General features: G+C 45.1%; 15 protein-coding genes and 1 riboswitch. Of the genes, 9 read left to right on the top strand and 6 right to left on the bottom strand.

Translation table 11 applies throughout. The features are described from left to right. Positions 1-47 precede the first annotated feature (47 nt). A complete protein-coding gene (locus A7325_RS10275) occupies positions 48-1,997 on the bottom strand; it encodes an ABC transporter ATP-binding protein (protein WP_068407874.1) in 1,950 nt (649 codons plus the stop codon). Positions 1,998-2,324: 327 nt separating this feature from the next. Between A7325_RS10275 and A7325_RS10270 the strand changes: the two genes are divergently transcribed. Both A7325_RS10270 and A7325_RS10265 read left to right on the top strand, forming a co-directional pair. Continuing rightward, the gene (locus A7325_RS10270; protein ID WP_068407873.1) at positions 2,325-3,173 is read left to right on the top strand and encodes a hypothetical protein; all 849 of its coding nucleotides are present in this window, start codon (positions 2,325-2,327) and stop codon (positions 3,171-3,173) included. Between the two features lie 160 nt (positions 3,174-3,333). Further along, complete coding sequence (locus A7325_RS10265; protein ID WP_068407866.1) at positions 3,334-4,224, top strand: fructose bisphosphate aldolase; 891 nt, start codon at positions 3,334-3,336, stop codon at positions 4,222-4,224. Between the two features lie 86 nt (positions 4,225-4,310). Here A7325_RS10265 and thiC read toward each other — a convergent pair whose 3' ends face one another. The 3 genes from thiC to argH all read right to left on the bottom strand — a co-directional run bounded on the left by thiC (position 4,311) and on the right by argH (position 8,865). Next, positions 4,311-6,305 carry a phosphomethylpyrimidine synthase ThiC gene (thiC, locus tag A7325_RS10260; RefSeq protein ID WP_068407863.1) on the bottom strand — a complete coding sequence of 665 codons (1,995 nt, stop codon included), beginning with the start codon at positions 6,303-6,305 and terminating at the stop codon, positions 4,311-4,313. 261 nt (positions 6,306-6,566) lie between these two features. Beyond that, positions 6,567-6,689, bottom strand: a riboswitch (TPP riboswitch). Between the two features lie 168 nt (positions 6,690-6,857). Continuing rightward, a complete protein-coding gene (locus A7325_RS10255; RefSeq protein WP_068407860.1) occupies positions 6,858-7,148 on the bottom strand; it encodes an oxidative damage protection protein in 291 nt (96 codons plus the stop codon). Between the two features lie 343 nt (positions 7,149-7,491). Next, a complete protein-coding gene (gene argH / locus A7325_RS10250; protein ID WP_068407950.1) occupies positions 7,492-8,865 on the bottom strand; it encodes an argininosuccinate lyase in 1,374 nt (457 codons plus the stop codon). Positions 8,866-9,083: 218 nt separating this feature from the next. Here argH and A7325_RS10245 point away from each other — a divergent pair, with 218 nt between their 5' ends. The 6 genes from A7325_RS10245 (at position 9,084) to A7325_RS10220 (ending at position 15,112) form a co-directional block, all read left to right on the top strand. Next, positions 9,084-10,130: a sensor histidine kinase gene (locus A7325_RS10245; RefSeq protein WP_227514996.1), complete on the top strand. Its 1,047-nt coding sequence runs from the start codon at positions 9,084-9,086 to the stop codon at positions 10,128-10,130. A gap of 292 nt (positions 10,131-10,422) precedes the next feature. Next, positions 10,423-11,160 (top strand): LytR/AlgR family response regulator transcription factor, encoded by a 738-nt coding sequence (locus tag A7325_RS10240; RefSeq protein WP_068407854.1) that lies wholly within the window; start codon positions 10,423-10,425, stop codon positions 11,158-11,160. A gap of 285 nt (positions 11,161-11,445) precedes the next feature. Beyond that, complete coding sequence (hemC, locus tag A7325_RS10235; protein WP_068407852.1) at positions 11,446-12,483, top strand: hydroxymethylbilane synthase; 1,038 nt, start codon at positions 11,446-11,448, stop codon at positions 12,481-12,483. Between the two features lie 123 nt (positions 12,484-12,606). Further along, entirely contained in the window at positions 12,607-13,563 is a 957-nt protein-coding gene (locus A7325_RS10230) for a uroporphyrinogen-III synthase (RefSeq protein ID WP_068407948.1), read from the top strand. 71 nt (positions 13,564-13,634) lie between these two features. Next, complete coding sequence (locus A7325_RS10225) at positions 13,635-14,576, top strand: hypothetical protein (RefSeq protein ID WP_068407849.1); 942 nt, start codon at positions 13,635-13,637, stop codon at positions 14,574-14,576. A gap of 44 nt (positions 14,577-14,620) precedes the next feature. Continuing rightward, positions 14,621-15,112: an acyl-CoA thioesterase gene (locus A7325_RS10220; protein ID WP_068407846.1), complete on the top strand. Its 492-nt coding sequence runs from the start codon at positions 14,621-14,623 to the stop codon at positions 15,110-15,112. A gap of 148 nt (positions 15,113-15,260) precedes the next feature. Here A7325_RS10220 and ribBA read toward each other — a convergent pair whose 3' ends face one another. Then, complete coding sequence (ribBA, locus tag A7325_RS10215) at positions 15,261-16,373, bottom strand: bifunctional 3,4-dihydroxy-2-butanone-4-phosphate synthase/GTP cyclohydrolase II (RefSeq protein ID WP_068407844.1); 1,113 nt, start codon at positions 16,371-16,373, stop codon at positions 15,261-15,263. Between the two features lie 295 nt (positions 16,374-16,668). Beyond that, a complete protein-coding gene (locus A7325_RS10210) occupies positions 16,669-17,958 on the bottom strand; it encodes a replication-associated recombination protein A (RefSeq protein WP_068407843.1) in 1,290 nt (429 codons plus the stop codon). Positions 17,959-18,186: 228 nt separating this feature from the next. Here A7325_RS10210 and A7325_RS10205 point away from each other — a divergent pair, with 228 nt between their 5' ends. Then, entirely contained in the window at positions 18,187-18,714 is a 528-nt protein-coding gene (locus tag A7325_RS10205) for a type IV secretion protein Rhs (protein WP_376779293.1), read from the top strand. Positions 18,715-18,838 lie beyond the last annotated feature (124 nt).

Below are 18,838 nucleotides of genomic sequence, written 5' to 3'. Positions count from 1 at the left end.
GTGGTGGTTTTTTAACCGTTATCTTACATTTTATTGTTAACTTGCAATTAGCTGTCTTCGCCTAAGAAGCCGCCACTTTGACGCTGCCATAAGCGCGCATAAACGCCATTTAACGCCAGTAGCTCATCATGACTGCCTTGCTCGATGATACGGCCTTTATCCATGACCACCAATCTATCTAGCGCGGCAATGGTCGATAATCGATGGGCAATTGCAATCACAGTTTTGCCGGTCATGATATCGTTTAGGCTTTCGGTAATGGCAAATTCAATCTCAGAATCAAGTGCACTGGTCGCCTCGTCCAGTAACAAAATCGGCGCATTTTTTAGCATCACGCGTGAGATAGCGATGCGCTGACGTTGACCGCCAGAGAGCTTAACGCCGCGCTCGCCGACTTGTGTATCAAGACCGGTATTGCCTTTGTCATCGTATAAATCTTTAATAAAGTCCCACGCCTGAGCTTGCTTAGCAGCTGTAATGATTTCCTCATCGGTTGCGTCAGGACGACCGTAAGCGATATTTTCGCGCACAGTACGGTGCAATAACGAGGTATCTTGGGTGACCATACCGATTTGCTGACGCAGCGATTCTTGGGTAACTTCGTCAATCGCTTGCCCGTCGATATAGATTTTGCCTTTATCAACATCAAAGAAGCGCAGGAGTAGATTAACCAAAGTTGATTTACCAGCGCCTGAACGCCCAACCAGACCGATTTTCTCACCCGGTTTGATATCTAAGTAAAAGTTATCTAATAGCTTGGCGTATGAAGTTCCCGCTGCAGAATCCGCAGCAGGAATAACAGCATCTTCATGCGTGATATCTAGAGGCTTGTCTGATTTATGCTTGTTTAAACCTGTGGCATCGTCTTCGCCTTCATAACTAAAATCAACATGGTCGAAAACGATACGACCATCGCTGACTTTAAGGATAGCGGCATTTGGCTTATCAACGATGGTTTGCGGCGCAGATAAGGTGCGCATCCCGTCTTGTACTGTCCCGATACTCTCAAACAGGCTAGCAGTTTGCCACATAATCCAGCGCGTCAGGCCATTTAATCGCAGCGCCATCGCCGTGGCAGCGGCAATTGCGCCAACACCGACAGCGCTTTGTTGCCATAAATAAATTCCGATACCGGCCGTACTACTGACCAAAATCACACTGATTAAGTGGGTTGATACCTCAAGGTAGCTGACCCAGCGCATTTGCGCATGGACCGTACCTAAAAACTGTCCCATCGCGTTTTTGGCATAATCGAGCTCGCGGCGCGAGTGGCTAAACAGTTTAACCGTCATGATATTGGCATACGCATCAGTGATGCGGCCCGTCATTAACGCGCGGGCATCGGCTTGTACAATCGCCGTTTGTTTAAGTTTGGGAATAAAATACCACATCGCCAGCCACACCAAGACAAACCACACAATAAATGGAATCAATAATAAGCTGTCTAAATTAAATAAAATAATGCCAGAAGTAATAAAATAAACGGCGACGTACATAAACATGTCTGTGACCGTCATCACGGTATCGCGTACGGCCAATGCCGTTTGCATTACCTTAGCAGAAACGCGACCAGAGAACTCGTCTTGATAAAACTGCATCGATTGCCCAAGCATACGCTGATGAAAACGCCAGCGCATCTGCATCGGGAAGACGCCTTGCAAGGTTTGAAAATGGATAAATGACGATAGGGCAATCCAAAGCGGACTTAAAATCATCACGGCCAGTATCAAAAGCAGCATATCGCCTTTTTCTGCCCACAGATTTTGCGGCGTATAAACGCCAAGCCAATCGACGATATTGCCAATCCACGCAAATAGCATCGCTTCGTAGATACCGATACCAGCAGACAAAATCATAAATAGCAATAACCACCCGCGTAGCCCTTTGGTACATGCCCACATAAATTTGAGCATACCATCGCGCGGCGAGGGCAGCGGCATAGGCGTCTCAGGAAAGGCGGGCAGACGAGTTTCAAAAAAGCGAAATAAAGCGTTCATAGGCAGTCAAAGAGCATTCATAGCAGTACGCCAAGATAAACGCCGTCAAGCGCTATCGTGAATCGTTACTTTTGTTATTAGGATTGCTGGTTATTTTAACAAAATTCGTCCTCATGCCTGCATGCTAATTGTAAGCTGACAGGTAGAGCACACAATAATTAGATTGCTGTGGATGAAATATTTTGTTACATTCCATCATTTCTTCTAGTTTGTTGCTTCCTTTTATTTATACGTTTTAATAATCGAAAAATCGGCTAATGAATGAGTATTCTTTTACTCCTACGAATAATAAACGCGCAAAGTTGCGACTTAACAAGGATAAAGTTGATGATGTATTTAACGATAGCGGTGCTCTGTAGCGTCGCTGTTTCCGTACTTTTAAAAATATTACGCCAAAAAAATATCGATATTCGCCAAACCATCGTGGCGGGATATCCCGTGGCATTTTTATTAACTTGGCTGTTATTAAAACCAGATGTTAGTAGTATCGGCGCACTTGGAAATGCTTGGGGTATCATTATTGCGCTTGGTATCTTGTTGCCAGCAGTGTTTGTTATTCTTGGGCGGGCGATTGAATCGGTCGGGGTGGTAGCAACCGATGCCGCCCAGCGTTTATCACTGATCATTCCTATCGTTGCTGCTTTTTTATTATTTGGTGAAGTATTAACGGGTACGCGCATATTTGGTCTGTTGTTAGGATTTTTAGCACTCGCTGCTTTGGTTTATCGTCCGCAGCACGGGCTTATAAATAGCCAAGCAAAGCAGACGCCACTTTGGTTATTTGGCGTTTGGCTCGGTTACGGCGTGATTGATATTTTGTTCAAACAAGTTGCCAAGCAAGGCGCGGCGTTTCCTTTAACTTTATTTGTGACCTTTGGGCTGGCAGGTTTGCTGCTACTCGTTTACCTGCTTAGCACGCGCGTGCGTTGGCAGGGCAATGCCCTTAGCGCAGGATTATTACTTGGCGCGCTCAATATGGGCAATATCTATGCTTATGTACGCGCCCATCAAGTATTGTCTGAGTCGCCAAGTATCGTCTTTACAGGCATGAACGTCGGCGTGATTGCGGTGGCAACCTTGATAGGGGTTGGGGTATTTAAAGAGCGCCTCAATCGTATCAATATCGTCGGTTTATTACTGGCGATTGGGTGTGTGTCAGTATTGTTTTTGCTTTAATCTCGCCACTGTGAAATGGGCAAAATTTTAACTTATCAACAATAGGCAGGTGGCATGTCCTATGATAAGGTAACTGACAGTCAGGCTCATACTATTGAGGGCTGATTGACTTATTATAATAACGTTTGACCCTTATTAATTAGGATAGGATACCCATTCAATGGAATACGAAAAACAACTACAGCATATAAAAAATGGCTCAGGATTTATCGCCGCGCTTGATCAAAGTGGTGGCAGCACGCCAAAAGCATTAGAGAACTATGGCGTCAGCGGCGATGCTTATGACAATGATGAAGCGATGTTTGATTTGGTGCATGAAATGCGCACCCGTATCATGACTTGTGATGCCTTTGATAATGGGCGTGTACTCGGGGCGATTTTATTTGAAGATACCATGGAGCGCGAGGTTAATGGCAAACCGACCGCCAATTACCTGTGGGAAGATAAAAATATCGTACCTTTTTTAAAGGTAGATAAAGGTTTGGCTGAACACATGAACGGCGTACAGGTGATGCGTCCGATGCCAAATCTAGACTTGTTGTTGGATAAGGCAAAAAATTATCCGGTATTTGGCACCAAGATGCGCTCAGTCATTTATGAGCCAAGTGTCGATGGTATCGAGCTTGTCGTCCAGCAGCAGTTTGATGTCGCAAAACAAATTCTTTCTAAAGGTTTTATGCCGATCGTTGAGCCAGAAGTGGATATCAACAGTAGCAAAAAGCATGACTGCGAAATCATCCTTAAAACCAGTATTTTGCACAATCTTGAGTTTTTAGACGATGATCATCAAGTGATGCTAAAACTGACTTTGCCTGAAGAAGACGGATTTTATCAAGAGCTGATTGATCATCCAAAAGTGCTAAAAGTCGTTGCGCTATCAGGCGGTTACAGTCGTCATGACGCCTGTGAAAAATTGAAGAAAAATCCCGGTATGATTGCGAGCTTCTCGCGTGCTTTTACCGAAGGCTTAAATAAGCAACAAAGCGACGCAGAGTTTGCGGATACGATTAATACTTCTATTAAAGAGATTTACGAAGCATCAAAGATTTAATCTACTATAAAGATAAAACTGTTTGCAATAAAAAGCGCTACTTATGAGTAGCGCTTTTTTGTGAATTAAGGATTAACGTTAATCGCTTAAACCTCTTTATACAACTGGCGACCCTCGGTATGATATTTTTGCGTCATCTCGTCCATGCCTTTTTCAATATCAGCGCGGCTCATCGCACTAGTAGCCTGAACGCCGTTTTCTTTTGCATCTAAACCTTTAGCATACTCGCGCACGTTTTGAGTGATTTTCATCGAGCAAAACTTCGGTCCGCACATCGAGCAAAAGTGCGCCGACTTGTGGGCGTCTTTTGGCAAGGTTTCGTCATGATATTCACGCGCCGTATCAGGATCGAGCGCCAGATTAAACTGATCATCCCAGCGGAACTCAAAACGCGCTTTGGACAAGGCATTATCACGTGCTTGTGCGCCCGGATGGCCTTTAGCAAGGTCGGCAGCATGAGCGGCGATTTTATAAGTGATGATACCGTCCTTGACGTCTTTTTTATTGGGCAAACCGAGATGCTCCTTTGGCGTCACATAACAGAGCATCGCTGTGCCAAACCAGCCAATCATTGCCGCGCCAATGGCACTGGTGATATGGTCATAACCAGGCGCAATATCAGTGGTTAATGGCCCTAAAGTATAAAAAGGCGCGTCGCTACATAGCTCAAGCTGCAAGTCCATATTTTCTTTAATACGGTTCATCGCAACATGCCCGGGGCCTTCAATCATCACCTGAATATCATGCTTCCATGCGATTTGCGTCAGCTCGCCAAGGGTTCGCAGCTCACCAAATTGCGCTTCATCATTGGCATCTTGCAAACACCCCGGACGTAAGCCATCGCCTAAGCTAAATGCCACATCATACTGCTTCATAATCTCGCAGATGTCTTCAAAATGGGTATATAAAAAGCTCTCTTTATGATGGGCAAGGCACCATTGCGCCATGATAGAGCCGCCACGCGAGACGATGCCCGTCAAGCGATTGGCGGTTAGCGGTACATAACGTAATAGTACGCCGGCGTGAATGGTAAAGTAATCAACGCCTTGTTCGGCTTGCTCAATGAGCGTATCGCGGAATATCTCCCACGTTAAATCTTCGGCAACGCCATCGACTTTCTCTAACGCTTGATAAATCGGTACGGTACCAATAGGCACTGGCGAGTTACGAATCAACCATTCACGGGTTTCATGGATATGATTGCCCGTCGATAAATCCATAATAGTATCGGCGCCCCAGCGCGTTGCCCAGGTCATTTTTGATACTTCTTCGTCGATAGATGAGCCGAGCGCTGAATTGCCGATATTGGCATTAATTTTCACCAAGAAGTTACGGCCGATAATCATCGGCTCAGATTCAGGGTGATTGATGTTGTTGGGGATAATGGCGCGACCAGCGGCAACTTCATCACGGACAAATTCAGGGGTGATGATTTTTGGCGTGTTGGCACCAAAGCTTTCGCCGTCATGTTGGCGCATATCGGTCGATTCGTGCTGCTTTTGCGTTTCACGAATGGCGATATATTCCATTTCAGGCGTGATAATACCGCGACGCGCGTAATGCATTTGCGTGACGTTCTTTCCTGCTAAGGCGCGACGTGGTTTATCGATATGCGCAAATCTTAAATTAGCGGTACTGATATCGCGGGCGCGCGCTTGTCCGTATGAGCTAGATAAACCGCTTAATTGCTCAGTATCACCGCGCTCAGCTATCCAGCCTTCACGCAATTTGGGCAAACCACGGGTCAAATCGATCTCGACATTGGGATCGGTATAAACGCCTGAGGTATCATAGACGTAAAACGGTGGATTTTGTTCCCATTCGGACTCGCTTGCCCCTTGTATGGGGGTAGGGTCAAGGGTGATCTCGCGCATCGGTACTTGAATGTCAGGACGTGAGCCCCCGATATAGACTTTTTTAGAAGCGGGTAAGATGCGGTGTAAGTCGCGGGCGTCTTCTTCAAAACGTGCATCATTTGCGGTACGGTGAGCAGGCGTTTTGAGGGCGTCGGCTTTTTTTTCGACAGTTTTAGTAACAGGGGTCGAAGGGGTTTGGGCTGTTTGTAAATCTGAAGTAGTCATATGCTGTCCTAGCGTGTTGGTTTTTGAATAAAAGCAACACCGCCAGTAGCTGCGGGACAAGACGATGCAAGATAGACAAATTCAATCATCAAACACGTGCACTATTATTAAATTCAACTTTCATTGAAAATTAATCTAATGCCATGTTAAATGATTGGTAGGCGCCGCTTTTTATTGTTTGCCTCATGGCCGCGTAAAAACGCTAGCATATAAAGTATGAGCAATAATAAAAAGGCATTTCTGCGCGCCCTTTGTATATAAAACATAGTCTTAAGACTTCCCTGCGTCGGTACTAACCGCATCAGGTTCGGCGGGTGATCTCTCAGCGAATGTATGAAATAGCTTAAACTAAGCTTGTCATACACCGCACCCCGAGTCTGTCAGTGTTGTAAATCAGTCTCATACTAACAAACTATAGGGATGATGCCTAGTCATTTGCCGTTTGTTAGTAGAGAGGCAATCTTGCTGTTATTAATGTAATCACTGTCTTTTAATCAATGACAGCTTTTCAATTAATGACATTCTTTTTAATTAATAAAATCACCGTGCGTATTATTTTTCTGGTGTCCAACCTTGCGCGCGCTCGTAGTCTTCATTGTCCAAAAACTTCTCGCGTTGCTCAGTTAAGAACTTTTTGGCTTCAGGGTCCATCATGCTGAGATGGTTTTCGTTAATCAGCATGGTTTGCTGCTCAAGCCATTCTTTCCAAGCTTTGTCAGAAACGGTTTCTTGTAGCTCTTGACCTTTTTTATTAGGAAATGGCGGATGCGGCATTTTTGGCAATTCCTGCTTATATTTGCGGCAAAATACGGTATTGGCTTGTGGATTAAAAGTCTCAGTCATCAGGCAATCCTCATTAATTAGGGGTATTAAATTATCGTGTCGAATATTGGTAATCTATCATAACGCGCTTGCACGATTTAGCAAAGCGTATCAGGTGTAGAGAAGGTAACATCAAATCTATAGTCGGCGTACTTTTAAACCGCTACGGTGTTGCTCGCCCTAGATGTACTCAGTGTACTATCTGCGGTAGATCGCCTTGTAGCGATTTTAAAATTCCTTGACTATATCCAGTGCTGGCAAAATCAGGCATGACAAAAAAACACCCGCACAATGGCGGGTGTTAGAGAAAAGCGCTGGTTTTAAAGCACAGTTTTATTGCTAGCTTCAGCTTTAAAAAAGGCTTTCAAGCAAACGATTTTAGGCGCGCACGTCCATTAACCACCGCCTGTTTGACTTGATTTGGCGCGGTGCCACCTAAGTGGTCACGAGCGGCCAATGAGCCTTCTAGCGTTAGATAGTCGAAAACATCATCGCCAATCGCGTCGCTAAACTGCTGTAACTGCGCCAATGACAAATCGCTCAAATCAACGCCCTCGCGAATACCTAAAGCGACGGCATGACCGACCACTTCATGGGCATCACGGAAAGCAACGCCGCGGCGAACCAAATAATCTGCCAAATCGGTCGCAGTTGCATAGCCTTTCATGGTGGCAGCGCGCATGTTTTCCTTATTCGGAGTAATATTCGGTAGCATATCGGCAAAGGCGAGTAGCGAACCCGTCAAAGTATCGACGCAATCAAATAGCGGCTCTTTGTCTTCTTGGTTGTCTTTATTATAGGCAAGTGGCTGGCTTTTCATCAGGCTTAATAATGTCATCAATTGACCAAAAACCCGTGCTGCTTTACCGCGAACCAACTCTGGCACGTCAGGATTTTTCTTTTGCGGCATGATAGATGAGCCAGTACAAAAGCGATCAGGGATTTGCACAAAGTTAAATTGCGCTGACATCCATAGGATAATCTCTTCGCTCATACGCGACATATGCATCATCAAAATAGAAGCTGCCGAGGTAAACTCAATGGCAAAATCACGGTCTGAAACCGCGTCTAAAGAGTTTTGGCAAATACCGTCAAAACCTAGCAATTTAGCAGTGATGGTACGATCGATTGGAAAGGTCGTGCCAGCAAGGGCAGCGCTACCAAGCGGCATCTGATTGATACGGCGACGGGCATCGACCAGACGCTCGGTATCGCGGTAGAGCATCTCAAACCATGCCATTACATGATGACCAAAGCTGACTGGCTGCGCGGTTTGCAGATGGGTAAAGCCCGGCATGATGGTATCGGTATGCTGCTCAGCTAAATCTAGTAAACCGCTTTGCAAACGTACCAGTAGCGCGATGATATTGTCGGTTTCTTCACGCAACCATAGACGAATATCGGTCGCAACCTGATCGTTACGGCTACGGCCAGTATGCAGTTTTTTGCCAACCGCACCGACGATATCCGTCAAGCGCGATTCGACGTTCATGTGCACGTCTTCAAGCGCAATCGACCAGTTAAACTCGCCGGCTTCAATCTCGCGCAGCACTTGCTGTAAACCATCGATAATAGTTGCAACCTCATCAGCACTTAAAATGCCGCATTCTTTCAGCATGGTTGCATGGGCAATTGAGCCGTGGATATCGTGACGAGCAAAGCGTTGGTCAAAGCCGACAGAAGCGGTAAAGGCGGCAACGAAGCTATCAGTCGCTTCACTAAAGCGCCCGCCCCACATCTGCTGACCTTGACCACCTGTAGCGCTTTGCGGCGCAGGAGTGTTGGTTATAGAGGCATCTATGCTAGAATCAGGAGTAGATGAATTTTTATTTGAATTAGGATTAATACTATTTGAAGAGTTGGCGTTCATATCAGTTCAAGACAAGTCAAGAGAATAAGAACTCAAGTATAGCAAATGATGAGGTTGCCTTACTAGCGGAGCGCTTAGAGTTTTTTATGCCCAAGCTCATGGAGATGATGAAGCCTTGGCAATGGCTGCTGGCAATCTTTTTTTGGTCGCTATTTGTGGCAATCGTCGACCGTCATAGCGTGGTCAATGAAACGCAGTTTATCATCAAGTTTATGGCAAGATTTATCCAAACCAGCTTGGCCTTGATACCATCTTTTTATCTCATCGATTATTTACGTCCAGTTTTTAAAGGCTTACGCGTAACAACCGTCAGTATGTATGTTTTACTCATTTTGACCACTGCCACGGCGGTGACCGTCGCGTTGGCCTTGCTAATTATGATAAACGCTGGCTGGTTTAACTATAACTTGGCGGACTTTATCTCAATCATTGTATTTAATACGGTGATAGCCGCCGGATTTACCATTGCCGCCTTGCTGTTTTTTTTACGGCGTTATCGTGAGCTAAATGCACTAAAGCACTCATTTGAGCAAAAATTGAGCGCCCAAAATGATGTGTTAAAAGCTCGCCTAGCGCCGCATTTCTTTTTTAATACCATCAATACTTTGATGTCGCTGATTGAGTCTGACCCGCAGCGCGCCGCTGTTTTATTGCAGCACGTCTCAGCGCTCTTTCGTGCCAGTTTTAATGGCGCGCGTGAGATCAGCTTTGAAGAAGAGATTGCCCTGTGTGAGCATTACTTGGCCATTGAATCCATTCGCTTGGCAGATAAATTGGTAGTAAACTGGCAATTGCCAAAAGAAGACGTCATGTATGACATGGTGATTACCGCGTTAACCTTACAAAGCGTGATTGAAAAAATGCTGGTGAACGTCATTAGGATGACCACCGAGACCATTTATATTGATATAAAAGTCACTTGGTTGCAGCATCGGGTCGACATTACCATTAGCGTGCAGCTGCCGAAAAAAACCTTGTTGATTAACCATGACTTACGCCAACAAATGGATTTTATGATTCAGGCGCAACGTCTGCGCGCCTATTTTGGTCAAAGTGCCGACATTCAAAGCAGTATAACGAATAAACAAATTCTTACTAATATTAGCTATCCGTTGCAAGATGTCAGTTTATAATCCTTTCTTTCTTCCTTTTTAAAACGTTTTCCCTAAAGATCTATTCTCTAAATTGTAAGCGTCAGTCATTTATTACAAAGCATTTATCGTGGCATATTTATTGCACCGTCAAGCTGTTATGTACCGCTAAAGCATTTAAACGGCAAAGTTAGATTCGTGGCTTGCACAAGTGCGGCAGTTGGTTTATAACTTAAGTAGGGAGTTGCATTCTTACTAAGGGATGAGTGTTAAAGATTGATAGATTATTAATACTTTAAAAGATTTATAAGTAGGCACTTATAAAGGAGTTTGGATGCGGATTGTTGTTTGTGATGATGAGCCCTTAGCTCGCGAGCGTTTGGTTAGAATAGTTAAAGAGTCAGGTCATGAGGTGGTTGCCCAAGCTAAAACCGGCATTGAGGCAATTATCGCCGTAAAATCTGAGCAACCAGACATTATATTGCTCGACATTCGCATGCCAGAGATGGATGGCGTCGAGTGCGCGCAAGAGCTTGCAACGTTAAACCATCCACCCGCCATTATCTTTGTCACGGCGTATGACCATTATGCCATCGCGGCGCTCAAAGCCAATGCCATCGGTTATCTGTTAAAACCTGCCAATAAAGATGAATTATTAGAAGCGCTAAAAAAAGCCACTAACTTAAATGCCGCGCAATTAAACGAGATTCGCAAACTTGAGAATCCAACCGCGCGCCCAGTGCGCGAACATATCGTCGCGCGTACCCATCGCGGTGTAGAGCTGATTGAACTCAAAGACATCTATTATTTTACCGCCGATCAAAAGTACGTCAAAGTACGCCACAAAGACGGCATTGTACTCATTGATGATACGTTAAAAGAGCTTGAGCAAGAATTTGAAGGCAAATTGTTTCGCGTCCATCGCAACGCCATTATCAATATTAAATATCTAGATTTTTTAGAAACACTCGATGCCGGACAATTTCAGCTGCACTTTAAAGGTATTGATGAAACTTTAGCAGTCAGTCGCCGCCACCTACCAGCATTACGTGAAAAAATTCAGAATATGTAGCGGCAAACTGTCTACAGGTAAACCATCCTAGAAAGCACTAAGCAGCAAGCGCAGTAATCTGTTGAAATAATCCTGCCATATCATCAAACCCTTATTTATGCTTAAATAGGGGTATTTTTTTGTAGCATTCAGTTTAAAGACATTTAACGTTTATATTGAATGCTACATTCGCATTATTGTAAAGATACTGAATCCTTCGTTGTTGAGCGACCGTTGTTGAGCAATTGTCGTTAAGTAACTGTTATTCAGCAACGCGATTTTATATCGAATCTATTGAGGCCTTTTATGAGCACCATGCAGCAACCTGCTTTGACTACCTTAAATATTGCCACCCGCCAAAGTCCATTGGCATTATGGCAAGCGGAGCATATTCGTGACCGCTTACTGGCGCTGTATCCTGAGCTAACCATTAACCTGCTAAAAATTGTCACCAAAGGCGATAAGATTTTGGATACGCCGCTGGCTAAAATTGGTGGTAAGGGTTTGTTCGTTAAAGAGCTCGAGCAGGCGTTATATGATAAACAGGCAGATATCGCGGTACATTCTTTAAAAGACGTGCCGATGGAATTACCAGAAGGCTTGACGCTTGGTGTTTATTGTAAACGCGCTTCGCCAACCGATGCCTTTGTATCGAACACTTATCATAATATCGATGAGTTGCCGCAAGGCGCAGTGGTTGGCACCGCAAGTTTGCGTCGTCAATGTCAAATCAAAGCCTATCGTCCCGATTTACAAATCAAAACCCTGCGCGGCAACGTTGGTACGCGCTTAGGTAAGCTTGATGCCGGCGAGTATGATGCTATTATCTTAGCAACCAGTGGTTTACAGCGTATCGAGCATGACGAGCGTATTCGTAGTGAGTTGGATATTGATATTTGCTTACCAGCCGTTGGGCAAGGGGCACTTGCGATTGAATGCCGCGAAGGTGATGACGAAGTGTTAAAACTGCTGGCACCGTTAAATGATGACAAAGCTCGTATCCGTCTTATCGCTGAGCGTGCGTTAAACCGTCATTTACAGGGCGGCTGCCAAGTACCGATTGCCGCTTATGCTGTGTTACAAATGGCTGATAGCGCCGACGATAGCAGTAGCAAAAACAATGGCCAAAACGGTAATAACGACAATGGTAATGTATTATGGCTACGCGGCCGCGTCGGTCAAGAAGACGGTAGCGAGCTACTCAAAGCTGATAAACGTTTGACCTTAACTGGTAGCCAAGTTGAACAAGAAGCGCAAGCCAATCAGTTAGGTATTGATGTGGCTGAGATGCTATTAGCCATTGGTGCGGGTGATATTTTATCAGCGATTTATCAATCTAAATAAAGCTTAAAATAAATCACCTTTAAGTGGCATAACAATAAAATGTCGCTAGCCAGTTACGCATAAAGTCGCTGCAATGACTGTATGCGTAAGCTCACTTTCCAAAACTTCTGTCACGGTATGTTTATGTCTTGGTCATCCTCTGAGTCTACTGCTTCAAACCAAACCATTAATAAGCCAGCATCGCTGCCGCCAGTGGTCATCAATACGCGTCCAGTGGAGCGTGCGGCGCCGCTGACCAATCATTTGCAAGCGGCAGGATTTTCAGTAGTTGATATACCGATGTTGGCCTTAGAGGCGCGTCCAACGACCGAGCAAGACATGGTTTTGATGCGCCAATGGTTTGCCGGTGACTATCAAGTGCTCGTTATTGTAAGTCCAACAGCGGCAGCTTCTGGCTTAGCTGTTTGGCAGGCGCTTGAGCATGAGCGCCAAGCTCCATTGGCCGAGGTAAATAATAGCGCGCAAAAAGACGTTAGTTTTAAAGGTTTAACAGCGCCAAGCCATCTAATAGCGGTAGGAGAGGCGACTGCAGCAGTATTAAATGACGCCAAACTCGATGCGGCGAATTATCAAGTATTGCAACCTCTGATTGCTAATAATGAAGGTATGTTAGCGATGCCAGAAATTGACAGCTTGCAGGCTGGTGATAAGCTGTTGGTATGGCGCGGGCTTGGCGGGCGGCGTTTATTGGTCAATACTTTACAGGCGCGCGGCGTCCATATCGATAGCATCGCTTGGTATGAGCGCAAAATGCCCAATGATGCTATGGCGCAGTATAAAGAATGGTACGCCCAGTATCTTAGCCAAAAGTCTGAGCAGCCCAGACCCATCGTGATTGTCAGTAGTGGCACAGCGTTTGAGCATTGGCAAGCGATTGTTACAGAAGTGGCAGCGCAAAAAGCCAATGCAGAAAAATCAAACCGTGCGCCGCTGCTGGTCAATGATTTTTCTTATGTCGTACTAGGCGAGCGCTTAGCCAATATGGTTGCTGGTCAGGATTTAAGTTATTGGCGCGTGGAAGATTTGGCGCCCGAAACCATTGTTGCGGCAATCCATACACCGCTAGTCGATTGCAGTTAAAAAACACTTCCTTTTCTCAAGCCTTTTATTTTATATTTGCTGAAAGAATTACTCACCAACGGTGCTGCCTTATGTCCATGAATTCTGAATCGTTAGCTAAGGAGCCTTCTGCTATTCAGCAGCGCCGGCAAGCAAATATGTTTTTGGTACGTTTGCAATGGCTGGTCATATTATTGCTTATTGCTGCTCTGCTGTGGTTGTTTATTAGTCAGCAGCGCTTTGAGCGCAGTATAAATGAGCGCTTGCAAAGTAATGAGCAAGTCGTCAGCCGCCTAAATGAGATGGACGATCGCATCTTTGCGATGAGTCAGCAGACGCTGCCAGAGCCGCGCGTCGCCGCTAGTAGCCAAGCGCAAAACCAGCTCGATTTATTGCGCATTCAGATACAGGCGGCTGATAGATTGTTGGCGGATAATAATGAGAGTGCGGCGATTGACTTGTTGCGCGGTCTGCATTGGCAACTGTCTCAAAGTAGTAATGAGATTGCGCCTGCGCTTACCGTGGTGATCAAGCAAAGTTTGATGAAAGACATTGAACGCTTGCAAGCAAGAAGCTCGCAGCCGAGTCCTTGGCAGTTACAAAACTTAGCCATTCAAAATATCCAAGCGTTTTTACACAGTTATCAGCGTCCTGCTCTTACAACTAACGCGTCTTATACTAGCGCTAACGATGTCGGCATAACCCGTAAAGAGCTTATCATTCATGAAGTGATTATGACTTTAAACCTTGCCAGTCAAGCAAGCAATATGCGTGAAAAAGATCAGCTGATTGGCTATCTGCGGCAAGCACGTAAACAGCTACAAACCTTAGTAGATACGTCTGCGTCAAAATCCGCTACCAATAATAAAAACGCTCAAACAACGAGCAACGCAACTTCTAAAGATAAAGGTCAAACCAAATCTGCCCCTCATAATATCGCAGAAGTTGTCGACTGGTTAGATCGACTGATTGCCACGGCGCCGCAGCCAACGCCATTATTGACCACGCAAATTTTAGATAAGCCTAAGCGTTAATGGTCGTTTTTGAAATTCTATAAAAAAATAAGAGAAATGCAGTGATGAGTGATTTTGAACAACACCCAAACGTAAATAATAATGGCGTAGATGACAACCGTCCTAGCGAGCTAGCGCATTATCCAATCATTCATCAGCAGCCGATCCATTGGGGCGAGATGGATGCCTTTAATCATCTAAATAACGTGGTCTATTATCGTTATGCGGAGTCAGCACGGATTGGTTACCTGCAAGCGCTCGGTATGTTTGATGGCAGTATGGTGACGGTATTGGCGCAATCGAGCTGTCAGTATTTACGCCCGGTGACCTATCCCGATACGTTATTATTAGGCGTGCGTTGCCAGCGTTTGGGTAATACCAGTATTGTCATGGAATATAGCTATTATAGCTGCGCTCAAGAAGCGATTGTCGCGACCGCTGATGCCGTTATCGTCCGTTTAGACAGTGATGGTAAAGATAAATTGCCGTGGAGCAATGAGGAGCGTGAGCGTTTATTGGCACTAGAGGCAAAATTTAATCATACGCCCGAATTTTAAAAAATCGGCTAATTTACTAAGTCTTTAATAACAATAAAATGGTGCTGTTAAAAGAGCATCTATTAATAAATGATCAAAATAAAAAAAGGCACGCTAAATACTATTAGCGTGCCTTTGTTATGTTGTTGTGCTTTTTAATTTCTAGGCTTTATTTTTGCTTAGGCGCATGAATAAAGTCAACTACATTTAAATCAAAACCTGACAGCGCATAAAACTTCATCGGTGAAGACAGTAAGCGCATATCACGCACGCCTAAATGACGTAAAATCTGTGCGCCAACCCCGATACTGCGATAAGGCTGCTGAGCGATGGTAGACATGGACTGATTTTCAGCCGCTTTATCCAGCGCCTCTCCCAAGTCAATCGGCTGATGATTGCCGATCCAAACCAACACGCCGCGCTCTGAATTGTTTATTTCTTCTAGTGCTGAGCGTACGCTCCAGCCGCTACGACCAGTGGTGTCATTTTTCGCCGCAAACAAGTCACGTAAAGGATGGAAGCCATGTACACGAACGGTACTGACGCCTTCGCTGACATCACCTTTTACCAAAGCTAAATGAGTTTCGTCTGCACCAAACTCGCGGAAGCGATGCAAGGTAAAGGTACCGTATTCGGTCTCAAACGGATGGGATTCAACTTCTTCGACCGTTTGCTCATTGGCAATGCGGTAGTTAATCAAATCGGCAATCGTGCCGATTTTAAGACCATGCTCTTTGGCAAATATCTCAAGGTCATCACGGCGCGCCATCGTGCCATCGTCTTTAATGATCTCAACGATAACGGCTGCTGGCTCCAACCCTGCTAGGCGGGCCAAATCACAACCTGCTTCGGTATGACCGGCACGGTGCAGGACGCCGCCATTTTGTGCCATGATTGGGAAAATATGCCCAGGCTGGACGATATCTTCTGGTTTTGCTGAAGAAGACACTGCTGCTTGAATGGTACGCGCACGGTCGGCAGCAGAAATACCGGTTGTGACGCCTTCAGCCGCTTCAATAGAAACGGTAAAGTTGGTGCTAAACTTTGCCTCGTTGCGGTCTGACATCAGTGGCAATGCCAGCTGTTGGCAGCGCGCTTCTGATAAGGTTAAGCAAACCAAACCACGAGCGTGGGTAATCATAAAGTTGATATCATCAGGGCGCACGTGGGTCGCGGCCATAATGATATCGCCTTCGTTTTCGCGATCTTCGTCATCCATTAAGATGACCATTTTACCAGCACGAATGTCTTCGATAATCTCAGGAATCGTATTTAAACTCATAGGAAGTCTCAATATTTTATTATGTATAGATGGGTTTAATAAGAAGGTTAAATTATTATTTGTCTATTGTAGCAGCAGAGGGCGTCAAGCGCTGAGATAAAGCATGGCGTGGCTTAATAATAGAATAGCCCTCTAAATAACAGCAATATAATGCTGTGCTCAATCGACTTGTATATATCATTATGAGGCCATTTTAACGCTTTTCACCCTACCGTGCTGCGTCATCTTGCCAATATGTCCATTAATAGCCTAAAAATAGCGATAAGTATTATCAATGATGCATGCAAATATGCTGTTATTCATTACTAGCCGCTTGACCCTTTAGCCAGTCCATAAAATTCCTGCTGTGCTGCTCGCGCTGATTGTCAGCAAATTCATAAAAACTTGTCCCGATTAAATTGTCCGGCAGATAGCTTTGCGGATAATAATGATTGGGATAATTGTGCGGATATACATAACCTTCACCATAGCCCTGATTGCGCATCAATTTGGTCACGCCATTACGCAAATGCAGCGGCACAGGCGAGGCGTCTTTTTCTGCCAAGGCCATTGCCGCATTGATGGCTTTATAAGTGCTGTTACTTTTGGCGCTGGTCGCCAGATAAACCACCACTTGCCCTAAGATAATGCGCGCTTCTGGCATGCCGATAGACTGTACGCTACGCAGTGCAGCATCGGCAAGGAGTAGGGCGTTTGGGTTGGCATTACCAATATCTTCGCTGGCTAAAATCACCAAGCGCCGTGCGATAAAATCAGCAGGCTCACCGCCAACCAGCATTCGCGCCATCCAATATAGCGCCGCATCTGGGTCGGAGCCGCGTACAGATTTTATCATGGCCGAGATAATATCGTAATGCTGCTCGCCATCTTTATCGTAGCGTACCAGTGCCGTCTGAGCGACCCGAGCGACCAATTCATCATTGATAATTAATGGCGATTCTTTAGCGTCCGCCGTTTGAATGGCAAGCTCTAATAGATTGAGCGCTTTTCTGGCATCACCGTGTGCCAACTGGCTAATCGTCTGTTGCGCCTGCAAATCAACTTTTAGATTTTTAAGAATATTGTCTTCTAATAGCGCGCGCTGCAATACGGCGCTGATTTGCTCAGGTGTCAGCGGCTCTAGACGATAAACTTGGCAGCGCGATAGCAGGGCGTTATTCACACTAAACGACGGGTTTTCAGTCGTCGCCCCAATTAACGTAATATCACCTGACTCTACCGCGCCAAGTAACGCATCTTGCTGCGCTTTATTAAAACGGTGAATCTCGTCGATAAATACCACCGGCGATTCAAAGCTTAGTGAATCCTTGGTATCTAAAACCTCACGTAATTGCTTTACGCCCGTATTTAACGCCGATAACGCATGAAAAGGTCGGCCAACCGCATCAGCCAATAGCATCGCGATGGTGGTCTTCCCAATGCCTGCTTCGCCATGCAAAATAATCGACGGCAGGTGCCCTTGCTCAACCAAGCGCCGTAACGGTGCGCCTGCTGCTAACAGGTGCTCTTGTCCAATAATAGCGTCGAGCGTCTTTGGGCGCATGCGCTGAGCAAGGGGCGTATCGGCATGAAAATTGGGTGGCATAAAAATCTCTATTATCAATTAAACGACTGTTTTTTTGTATTGTTGTGACTATAGCTAGGCTAACGCAGATTTACGTTAATAAAAGTCAGCTAAGTGTACAGCTTATGTCTTAAAGGCTTTGTTTTACGCGATTTCGACCTTATTAATGGTTTATCAGTTATGACCAATCATGTTATGACAAATTATCAAATATAAAACGAGCAACCAATACAAGGTAAGATATTCATGCTGTCGCTATCTGCTTTCAAGCGTTTATTTAAACGCGCTGAGTATCTTCGTGCTAGGCCTCTTAAAGCTACCAAGCAGCGTTCACGTCAGCTGACTACTGGAGAGATGGCACTGGCTCGTTCGGTGTTCGGCGATAGTATCCGGCTTGAGCAAGTTCAGCTAAAAACTGCCTGCTGGGTACTAAAAAATTACGCTGTCAGTCCCAATGGTAATATTTATTTTCACCCGGCCGACTGGGTCATAGATTTTAGTCAGTGTTCCTTGGCTAAGCAAAGCTGGCTTATCCATGAATTGACCCACGTTTGGCAATTGCAGCAAGGTCTTAAAGTCGTGCGCGGCGCTATGATTGATCGTCGCTATGATTATGTACTTGCCGCTGGCAAACCTTTTTTCAACTATGGTATTGAGCAGCAAGCACGCATGGTACAAGATTATTTTATCAGTCGGCAGCATGGTCGCGATTGTCAGGGTTTTGAAAGCTGTATTCCATTTTTAGCGACACAAAAAATCGATAAAAGCCATGACTAGAATAAAACTCGCGACGAACATAAAACTCATGAGACATTTAAAGTTTAATCTTTCTTTTATCCTATAATATTTATATGATGACTGAACCTTTTTATAATAATAACAAGCTGCTAAACATACAGAC

The organism is Psychrobacter sp. SHUES1, from assembly GCF_001652315.1.
Classification (GTDB): Bacteria; Pseudomonadota; Gammaproteobacteria; order Pseudomonadales; family Moraxellaceae; genus Psychrobacter; species Psychrobacter faecalis.
The sequence above is the reverse complement of the archived record's forward strand: the minus strand, read 5'-3'. Positions and strand labels throughout refer to the sequence as shown.